Here is a 10,147-nt window from a genome sequence, read left to right as displayed (position 1 = left end):
TGGTGGGACGAGGGGCGTGGCGGGCGCAATCACCGGCTGTTCCGGTCTATGCGCCGGTTGCGGCTTGGCGCGTTGCGTGCCGCCTTCGCGGCACCCGAGACCCCTCTTGCTGATTGGCGCGGCACCCGCAGTTTTCCGGCCTGGATATAACGTTCTCAGTGCTGGGTCACCCGCGCCACCACAGCAGCTGCTCGTAAGCCCTTTTCGGACGCGACTTCGCAGATGGCGGTTGGCCCTGGCGCGTAATCATTGAGCAGACTGTCGGCAGCAAGCATCAATGCGAGCGCTCCCCCCGCGGTTCCTATGTCGCCAATAGTCATGGCTGGATAGGCAACAGGCAGAACCTCACGCCGCGTGCGGTAGAAACGAGGTCGGGCGATCAACTGCTCCCAGCCGCTGTAGCGCTCGCCGTTGCTGTTGCTGACGACGAAGTTGATATGTCCTTCGGACAGGCCTGAATCGTTCACGGCGTCACGCAGGGCACTGAGCAAGGCGCGCCCCTGGCTATAACGGTCGGAGAGAACGTTATCCTTCTCTTGAGCCAGCCCAACGCTTTGGATGACTGCGTGGAAGCGCGCCGACTCTTCCGGCGCACGGGTCAATCGGACAAATGCCGCCGCTTCGCCTGGCACCAAGCCCTGTGCGTTGTCCGCTCCCTTGAGGCGGCCGGCCCGTCCCAGGCGACCAAGGTCCGTATCGTTGACGAGGCTGTCGACGCCGCCGAGTATCACCTGTTGGACGCCGTTTTGTTCCATCAGTTCAGCGGCACGCTCCAACAGTCCGACGCTTGCCGCAGCGCCGCCGTCGATAGCCCGAGAGGCAGCGTGAAATTTCTCGCCGGTTGCCGACGCTACTGCCGCGAGAAAACTCTGCGGAGCAATGTCGCCATAGGCAGGATGGTTGCGAAAACCCTCCGGTGGCGCAACGAGGACCGCCGTCGCCCCGGCTGGGCGCGTTCCGCTTCGCAAAGCTTCGCGAATGGCCCGGGCTGCCATGTTGACCAGCCACTGGCCATCGGTTTGGCGCAACTGGTAGTGGGTTGGGATGCGCGCGACGATCTGAACGGCGCCGAAGGGTTCGCTCAGTATCTTTTCCTCAAAGGCGGACAGGCTGGCTCGGATTGCCGCCATCGTCTGGCGCGCGTCGAGGCCAGCGGCTGTGACAGCCCCGGCTCCGCTGACATAAAGCGGCTGTTTCATGGCTGCCACACAGGCTGATTGAGCAGCGTCCCGTCACCGCCTCTTTGACTGAAGTAGGCCTTGCGTTTGCGCCGTGCGGCCAAAAGCGCCGGCGAAACATGTCCAAAAACAATCTCGCGCAGCGGTGGTGCCTGGCGTCTGGTCAAAACTGCGAGGCGCGCCTTAAGAGTTATCCGCCAGATATCAGGCTCGATAATCACCGTATCTGCGCGGAAGGGATGATCCTCGACGCGATCACTATAGATCAGCCGCAGGGGCGCGACGACGGCCGGAAGTCTAAAATCCCAGCGCCCGGTTGAAGTGAGGCCTATCAAGGACACGTCCTCGCGCCCACTGAACCGCTGCAATTGTTGGTCTGCCGGTGCGCAGAGATTGTACCGAGCATCAAAATCCTTCGGCGGCAATGGCCATTGTGTGTCGATCCAGGCTTGATCGTAGGTGCCTGCATAGCCGATGCGCGGCTGCCAGCCCCGACCGAGCGCGCCAAACCCCGCAGGCCTTGGCCGGTCGGAGGGGCTGAGAAACGGCTCGCCCGGGTAGGTGATGTTGGGTGCCTGCGTCTTCACGGCATGGTCAGCGGATGGAAAGTGATGAAAGCCCACCCCGACCGGGTTGTGCCGATCGACGACACTTCCGTCGGGTGCGCTGCCGCCATAGGCGCGCTCATAGACGATCGGCATCGTCCTGAACGGATGCGGAGCGCTGTAGTTGCCGGAATCGTATACCCGATCGCCAACGACGTTGAGAACTTTGCGGGTATCGCCAATCCGCAGACCAACCTGCATTTCCTTTACCGGCTTGCCGTTGGGGGCGTATGCCGTACCGTTGACGATTACTTCGGCGGACGGTTTGACTGGGGCGATATCCGCCTCATAACGGGTGGAGGACAAAACCGGGTTGCCGAACGGCACATCGCCAAAATTTACCGGCAGCTGTATCTCCGCGGGTTTCAACTCGGCGTCTTGAGAGGGGGCTTCGAAGCTGGCCGAGAACATGGCCACCAAGACCTCCTGGCCATCCGCGTCGGGTTGCACGTGGGTGGCGGCGGCGAAAGGGGTTCGGTTAACAAGCTCGACAGCGAACGCCATTGCTCAGCACCAGTTGCCATTCTCGTCCAGTCCAACGGGCCAGTAAGGTATGCAGGCAATCAAACGCACAAGCTCGGTCTCTTCTGCATCGATCAGCCATTGGAGCAGAAGATATTCAGGCCGAATTTTTTCCGAGTCGGCCATCATCGCATTGCGGTTGGCGCATTCCAGCCAGATGACGCGGACGATCCAGACGACACGCGGGTCGGAAGCGGGGCCCGCCATTCGATTGTTGAAGGCCGCTTCCAGGGCGTCTTTGTCTGATAGCCCCTTGTTCCGTTCGGCCTCGACCGTGCCGTCCCACCAGGGAGCCGCCTCGTTGTAAGCTTGCTGGATCAGCTGAACATAGGCGTCGAACAGCTGCTGGTAGTCGGCCGCTGCCTTTTTGCGCGGCTTGTCCGTGGTGTACCAACTGGAATATGCGTCAAGGTCGAACATGCAGTTGAGCAGGCGCTTGATGCCATCCTGGGTGTCGTAGAGCGTGAGCAGAGCCATCTAGACAGCCTCCTCGAACTGGTTGAGGCCAATGGGGATGTACACGATACCCGCGACCAACTTGTGCAGGTCGGGAGCTGCCGTTTTGATGTCGAGGATCAATAGATCAATCGGGCGGCGATAGCCCACTGGGTCGCCATTGTCGTTTGTGCCCCAGAGCTCTTCGGGATGTTTGTCAGGCGGCGGTTTTTGCGCAGCTTCGAGCGCATCCTGGTTCAGGTCGTCGATTTCCAGATAATATTTTCGAAAGACCGCAAGGACCCGCGGATGGCCCGAATAGCCGGTCGGCCACCGGTTGGCTATTTCGGGCGGCACCGGATCGCTCAGCTTGTCGAGGCCGGCAAGGTTCTTCCACCACGCGATAAGTTCGGGCTGCAGAAGTCGTAACTCGTCGATGTAAGCCTGCTGGACTTCCTCGAACGTTCGCATGGCACCTCTCCTTCAACAAGCTTCAAGCGCCGGGATACTTTGCCCTGGCATAAGCATCGGCTTGGCTGCCTTGGCTCTGCGCATGTTTGCGGCAATGCGGTTTGACCCGGTCTGTGTCGCCCATGTACTTCAGGAACGCATCCGGCGATTTTTCCATATGGCAGCCTCCCATCGCCCAAGCGACTGACAAGGGAGGTTGATGGTCGGGCGTGAAAGCTTCCTGCTCCACGCTGCCGTCCTCTGCGAGTTTGGATTCCTGGTGTACTCGGCCGCGCTTCCGGTCAACGACAATCAACGTGCCGTTGGAATACTGGTTCTGGCCATTTACCTTCGAGATCAGTGTGTCCCAGACACCTGGATCGTTCGGAAGTTTGGCGCACTCCCAGCAGGGTCCGCCCATGGTCTTGTCGTAGTGGGGCTTGTTCAGCGGCGCGCGATGCTTTTCCTGGTCATAGGGCACCGTGCAAGGCTTTCCGGCGTTGTCTCCGAGCACCTTTTTGAAGTCCACCATCGCCTGGGCGTCGATACAATTCGGCGGATCGCTCATCTCGTTCTGGCCCATGGGGTCGCCGTGACGATCGACACCCTTGCCCTCCACCTTCACCGTGAACGACCAGAGCTTGAATGTACCCTTGCCCTTCGTTTTGTGTGTGACGACCCCGCCACCTTGAGTGCCTGCCTCATCGCCCGTGCTTGTGGCAACTTCCGAGGCATTCTCTAGAGCGGTCGGGTTGCCTTGTATCTTGACGCTCTTGCTTCCCTTGGTCAGGTCGCTTGCGGAGAGCATGTTGACATAGGGCACGGGCAAAGGCCCGGTTGGCGGCGGTGGCGGGCTGAGGCAAACATCTCCGGGCGCAACGCCCTGGCCGCCACTGCCTTTGTGGAAAAATCCCATGCCCTCCGCATAGACGCTGTTGCCCATAGCCTACAGCGCCTCCGCCCTGCCTCTGGGGGCACGCATCGCGGGCAGCCCGGCCGACGCCAGATCATGAATGTCCGTAAACCTGAATTCATGGACCTCCCAGTCGTCGCACCAGAACATGATCGCATTTGTGTTAAGCCCGGGGAGCGGCTGCGGCACGTCGGCAAGCCGCTCGATCAGACGGGCCTGGGGCCAGAATTTCTCAACGCTGCCGTTGACAAGGTTGGCGATGGCATCGAACCACGCATCGCCGGGATCGGGTAACGGGCCGAGCCGAACGATCGTGAATGGATAGCGACGGCCGACGCGGTCCTCGCTCATTCGCCAGACCCCGGCACAGGGCTGGTCGCCGAAAATCGCTGCCTGGACGATGAAGCGCCAGACGCGCGAGTCCAACTCGCCCTCGTCCGGCCGCGCGCGCAGTTCCATCGACATCCACCGGTCCCAGCGGTCGATGAACGTCCGCGGCAGGTTTGCGGAGACGAAATCTCCCGTCGCTGGTATCTTGCCGAAGAAGCCAGTGTTCAGATCTGCGGCGGACATGTGAACTTCTTGAACATCTCGAGGGTGTACGGGTTCTCGACGCTGGCCGCCTTGAGCTCGAAATCGGCCCACATCCCCTTGGTGCCGAGCCGCAGGCTGTAGACGTCGGTGAGCTTGGTCGCGTTGAAGCGGCCGCCGCGCAGCATTCTGAGCCACGCCCAGCTGCCGGTCTCGTTAAGCATCACTTCGGGCGAGCCGTCGACCGGCTGGAAGGCGAGCGAGATTACGCCGGTACCGTCCTTGCCCGGCCATGTCATCGGCTGCGGCCTGGTCGCGTTGTTGTAGTAGACGAGGTTCTGGCCATCGAGGTTGAGCGTCACCCGCGCCACGTTTGGCGACAGGTCCTTCGGCTCGAGGGTAAAATTCATTACCGGTCCGGTGCCGCCGGGGAACAGGTCGTCGCGGATGTGACGCGCCTGCTCGAAGGCTGCCAGCGCCGCCGGATAGAGGCCGAAATCGGCGCGCCATTTCCACGGCTCGCTGGCGGTGTCGACATAGTTGATCAGATGGTCGTTGGTGAAGGCGTCGATCAGCCCGGTCGGCCCGAACAGGCGCTGGAAGTCGCGCACATTGACGTCGACGGCGCTCTCCGGGCTGAACGGATAGCGGTTGTTGAGCGCCGCCTGGCAGAAGGGCAGGATGTCGGCGCGCCAGATGGCGTTGAGCTCGTTGGTGACGGCCTTCTGCGACAGGCCGCTGGTGTCGCCGGCAATGCCGCCCAGCCAGTCGTTGATCGGCGAGGGCAGGATTTGCGCTTGTCTCGCGACCGCGCCCGTCAGTTCGGCCAGCCCGCCCTGCTTCTTGATCGCATCCTGCGGATCGGGGTTGGCGGTCACGGTCTGCAGCACATTGGACAGCGCCGTCAGCGCCACGACGGCGGCGTCGAGCGCCGGCGGCTGGCCGTCGACCTGCGCGATCGTGCCCTTGAGCGGCTTGAAATGCTCGGCCACCAGGCTGCCGGTCATGTCGACCTGATCGGCCGAGCCCGCGCGCGGCAGCAGTTTCGCTCCCGTCTTCACCACCTTGCCCAGTTTGCCGAGCTTGCTCAAAAGCTTCGAGCCGGTCTTGGCGGCGCCGCCGCTCTTGTCGTCGGCCGCCGCGTCGTCGGAGCGGGTGAGGTCCGTCTCCTGCACCACGGCCGTCAACAGGCGCTTCAATGCCGAGTCGGCGCTGGACAGATCCTTGAGGTTCTCGCTGGCGACATTGAGGTCGGTCAGCGGCGCAAGCCGCATGTCGCGCAGGAAGGAATCCCACTGCGCGATATAGTCGTCGTAATAGAGCTTCAATATGTCTTCCGACAGCGCCGACACCGACGTCTCCGAATTCTCCGAACAGCCGCCGGCAAACACGGCGCGGTCGAGCGCTGCCTGGCCGGCGACATCCTCGACCCGGTCGAGAACGGCGTCATGGAAACCGGCATAGGTATAGGGGCCTGGAACGCCGACGCGCAGCGTCTTGTCGGAGCGGCGCGCGAACACCTTGGCGCCGTTCGGTCCGGCGAAATTGGCCGGCACCCATTCCTTGACCGCCGCCACTTCCGGGTCGGCCAGAAGCTGCTTATAGGCGCGCTCCGGCAGCGAGATCGTGCACACCGTCTTCAGCGCCTCGGCGACCAGTTCCTTGTCCGGGGCGATATAGCTGTCGTCGACCGCCATGCGGCGGATCGCGGCAAGCTGGTGCTCTTCGGCGTCCGCGGTGGGGAAGGGCGGCGCGGGCGCGAATTGCGGCAGGCTGTTCACCCACCAGTTCTGCACGAAATCGGTGTCCATCTGCGACAGGCCGGTCATCATGCGGTAGGTCTTCAGCGCGCCGAGCATGAAATCCGGGTCGCGGATCTGCCGCCACATCGTGGCTTCGAGCAGCGCGACCATATGCGGCTCCAGCACGTTGCGCAGCGCATGGTCGTAAGTGTCGGTCTGCGCCCGCACCAGCTCAGCCGAAGCGGTTGGGCCGAGCAGATTGTGGACGGCATCCGGCGGCGCGGCTCTCGCCGCCGCCACCGCGTCCATCGCCGCCAGCGCGCCGTCCATGGTCGGCTGCTCGACCGCGGCCGGCATGGCGGCGACGTCGGTCAGCGGCTGCTGCAAAGCCTCGAACTGGCCCGCCTGTTCGGTGATCGCATTGCGGTTGTCGAGATAGGACCAGGTGAACAGCCCGCCGGCGAGCAGCGCCGCGAGCGCGCAGGCCGCTGCCGCGCCGCGCCAGATCCAGGCGCGGCGACGCTGCGCCAGCGGATCGAACGTGCCGAGGCCGGCCTCCTTGAAGATCACTTCGGTGAGCAGATTGCGCAGGAAGAAGCTGCGCTTCTCGACGCGCGCCGCCGCCATGGCGCGACGCGGCGGCAGTCCGAAGGATGACGACAGCGCCGCGGTCAACCGGTCGATCGGCGCGCCTTCCTGTGTCGCCGAGGTCAGATAGAGGCCGCGCAGCCAGGCGGCTTCCTCGTAGCGGCTCTCGCCGAACATCGCCTCGACCAGCACCTGGATCGGCTCGGACAGGCTCGCCAGCTGCGCCGGGAAACGGAAGATCTCGGCGCGCTGGCCAAGCTTGTCCTCGTCTTCCAGCCGCGGCACCAGCCGCCGCTCCAGCTCGGCGGCGAGCCTGGCGAGCTCCGTCTGGATGGTGCCAGCGTTGACGCGGGCGTCGAGCGGAAAAGTCGTCCCCCACACCTGCTCGCGCGCCGTCGTCGACAGACCGCCGAAGAAGGCTTCGAAGCCTTTGATCAGGTCGGCCTTGGTCAGCATCAGGTAGACGGGCAGGCGGATCTCCAGCCGGTCGTTCAGCTCCGCCAGCCGGCGGCGGATTTTGCGGCCATGCGCCTTGATCGCCTCGTCGCCCTCCGACAGCGCGTCGATCGACAGTGCGACGATGACGCCGTTCAGCGCGCGGCGGCCCCGGTGCTTCTTCAACAGGTCGAGGAAGCCCAGCCATTCCGTCGCGTCGACATCCGGCTGGCTCTCCTGCTGGACATAGCGGCCGGCGGTGTCGATCAGCACCGCGTTCTCGGAAAAGAACCAGTCGCAATTGCGCGTGCCGCCGACGCCCTGCAGATCGTCGGTGAGGTCGATCGGGAAATTGAGTCCCGACTGGCGCAAGGCCGTGGTCTTGCCGGTGGCCGGCGGACCGACGATCACATACCAGGGCATCTCGCGCAGAAATTTCCGGCCGCCGAGCTTGCGCCGCTTGAGCTCGGCCATCACCTCGCCGAACTTGGCGCCGACGGCCGCGACGCTCTCCTCTCCAGGCGTGAGCTGCTTTTCCTGAACAGGCGCCGCGATCTCGGCGACGAACATGCGGTTGGCGCGGATCGCGCGGCGCTGCGCGATGATCAGCCAGATCAGCCACAGGATGATCAGCCCGGCGATGATGGCGATGCGCACATTCTCGGACTCGAACGGCGCGTAAGGGCCGACCTGCACGATCGGCCCGAACACCCAGATCAGCAGTGAAAGCAGCGCGATGCCGATCAGCGTCCACAAGAAACGCGATGTGATGACAGCCCAGAGGAAGCGCAGGATGAACATCTCAGAGCCTCTTCTCGACCAGGACCTCGACGCGCCGGTTGAGCGCGCGGCCTTCCCGAGTGGAATTGTCGGCCACCGGATCGGTTTCGGCGCGGCCTTCGGACGAGATGCTTTCCGGCGGCACGCCTGCCTGCGCCAGAAGCTTGGCTATGGTCTCGGCGCGCGCTTCCGAAAGGCGCTGGTTGCTGGCAAGCGGGTTGGATTTCTGCAGGCGCACATTGTCGGTATGGCCGACGACCGTGATCTTTCCGATCAGCTCCTTGTTGTCGAGGATCACCTTGGCGATCGACGCAATCAGCGGCTCGTAACCCTCGGTCAGCGTCGGCCGCGACGACTGGAACAGCTCGGGATTGGAGGACTGGATGATGAGCTTGGCCAGCGAGACGCTCTCGGTGCCGCTGAGCGCGCCCTTGAGGTCGTCCGGCGCTTCGGCCTTGAACTCGGGCAGCAGCGCGAAATCGACCGGCTGCGGCGCTTCGGGTTCGGGAGCATCCTGCTTGGGCGCGGCGCGGGTGACGTCGCCGCGCGAGGCCGGCGGCAGCGTGCGCACCAGCGCGGAAAGCTCGACCGCCTGGCTGCTCAAGCCCATCGACAGGCCGACATAGGCAGCAGCGGCGACGACAATCGCGGCAAGCGCCATCACCCAGATCGGCACGATGAAACGCTGCGGCTCATCGGACGCGATCACGCCTTTCCAGTTCGGCGACAGCGGCGAATCCTCGGCATCCGCATTGCGCAAGAAGCGCGCCGCGGCTACCCGCACGGCGTTGAGCGAACGGTCGCCGGCGCGGCCGGGCACCCGGTACTTGCCGCGGAAGCCGAGCGCCAGGCAGTAATATTGCAGCTCCAGCATCTCGCGGTCGCGGTTGGGATGCCGCTCCAGCTCGTCGAGCCGCGTGAAGAACTGGGTGCCGGCATCGACGTCGCCGCGCAGCATGACCACAAGCGGCTGGCGCGGCCAGGCGCTGGCGCCGCCCCATGGCGTGTTGAGTGCGAGATCATCGAGCAGCGCCGCCACGGCCCAGGCCGCTTGGTCGGCGCGCTCCAGCGAGGAGCCCGAGGCAACAGCGGCGTCGCGCGCCCGCACCAGCTCGTCGAGCAGGCGCGTGCGCATCACTTCCGGGTTCTCCGGCGCCAGCGCGCTTTCGAGCTCCGGCGCGAATTCGAGCAGCGGCGCGAAGATGTTGATCAGCGTGTTGGGATGGGCGCGCGCCCGCTTGACCGGCGCGCCCGGCGCCAGCGGCGCCATCGGCCGGGGCGCCGCACCGGTCAGCCGGATGCGTGTGCGCTCGCGATCCTCCGACAGTCCGAAGGGATCATCCCGGCTCATGGCCTCACCTGTTCACCGAATAGCAGTCGACCTGCGGCTCGCTCGGCAGCACGCCGGAAACGCCGATGACGAAGCCCGGAGCGTCAAGCAGCGAGGCCCAATGCTCGCTCTTCTGGTCCAGCTCCAGGCACAGCCGGTCGCCGTCATAGGGGATCTCGCGCGGCTGCGAATGAAGCGGTTTCAGCGGAATGCCGGGCAGGCGCGATTTCCACAGGCCCTCGAACTGGTCGGCCGAGCCGACCGTCGCCTGGTTGACGAAGATCTTGCGCAGCGCGTCTTCCGATAGTTCGGAGCCGACGCGGATGACGATGCGGCTGGCGACCAGCAGCTTCGGGTTGTCGATGCGCACCTTCCAGACATTGGTCGCGTGCCGCATGACTGGAAGCGCGCGCGATTTCGGCTCGATGTAGCGCAGGCTGAGGATCAGCGAACGCAAGGCGTCGGCCAGCGCCATATAGGCGGGGCCGGGCGCCATGTGGTCGTAGGCCGGCAACTCGCCGAGCCGCCGCGAGCTCGAGCCGTAGGTGGCCATCTCGCCGGCGAGGCCGGCAAGTTCGAGATAGAGCTCGGCCGGATGGAAGACGTCCTGCGCCAGCATATGCGCCAGCCGCGGCCGC

General features: G+C 64.4%; 9 protein-coding genes. All 9 read right to left on the bottom strand.

The window, feature by feature from the left end:
- Positions 1-155 precede the first annotated feature (155 nt).
- A complete protein-coding gene (locus tag EOA28_RS12830; RefSeq protein ID WP_127251788.1) occupies positions 156-1,199 on the bottom strand; it encodes a hypothetical protein in 1,044 nt (347 codons plus the stop codon).
- Positions 1,196-2,287 (bottom strand): DUF2169 domain-containing protein, encoded by a 1,092-nt coding sequence (locus EOA28_RS12825; RefSeq protein ID WP_127251787.1) that lies wholly within the window; start codon positions 2,285-2,287, stop codon positions 1,196-1,198. The genes EOA28_RS12830 and EOA28_RS12825 overlap by 4 nt, the downstream gene beginning before the upstream one ends.
- 3 nt (positions 2,288-2,290) lie before the next feature.
- Positions 2,291-2,782, bottom strand: a complete 492-nt coding sequence (locus EOA28_RS12820) for a hypothetical protein (RefSeq protein WP_127251786.1) — start codon at positions 2,780-2,782, stop codon at positions 2,291-2,293.
- Positions 2,783-3,211 carry a hypothetical protein gene (locus EOA28_RS12815; RefSeq protein WP_127251785.1) on the bottom strand — a complete coding sequence of 143 codons (429 nt, stop codon included), beginning with the start codon at positions 3,209-3,211 and terminating at the stop codon, positions 2,783-2,785.
- Between the two features lie 22 nt (positions 3,212-3,233).
- Positions 3,234-4,133: a DUF4150 domain-containing protein gene (locus EOA28_RS12810; protein WP_127251784.1), complete on the bottom strand. Its 900-nt coding sequence runs from the start codon at positions 4,131-4,133 to the stop codon at positions 3,234-3,236.
- A 3-nt stretch (positions 4,134-4,136) separates the two neighbouring features.
- Entirely contained in the window at positions 4,137-4,676 is a 540-nt protein-coding gene (tagF, locus tag EOA28_RS12805) for a type VI secretion system-associated protein TagF (protein ID WP_127251783.1), read from the bottom strand.
- Entirely contained in the window at positions 4,658-8,200 is a 3,543-nt protein-coding gene (gene tssM, locus EOA28_RS12800; protein WP_127251782.1) for a type VI secretion system membrane subunit TssM, read from the bottom strand. Before tssM ends, tagF begins: the two co-directional genes overlap by 19 nt.
- A gap of 1 nt (position 8,201) precedes the next feature.
- The gene (gene tssL, locus EOA28_RS12795; protein WP_127251781.1) at positions 8,202-9,530 is read right to left on the bottom strand and encodes a type VI secretion system protein TssL, long form; all 1,329 of its coding nucleotides are present in this window, start codon (positions 9,528-9,530) and stop codon (positions 8,202-8,204) included.
- A gap of 4 nt (positions 9,531-9,534) precedes the next feature.
- Positions 9,535-10,147 (bottom strand): type VI secretion system baseplate subunit TssK (gene tssK / locus EOA28_RS12790; protein ID WP_189342030.1); only part of this gene is annotated, 613 nt, incomplete at its 5' end.

The sequence above is a fragment of the Mesorhizobium sp. M2A.F.Ca.ET.067.02.1.1 genome, assembly GCF_004023285.1.
GTDB lineage: Bacteria > Pseudomonadota > Alphaproteobacteria > Rhizobiales > Rhizobiaceae > Mesorhizobium.
Note: the sequence above shows the minus strand (reverse complement) of the source record. Positions and strands in the feature narration are given on the sequence as shown.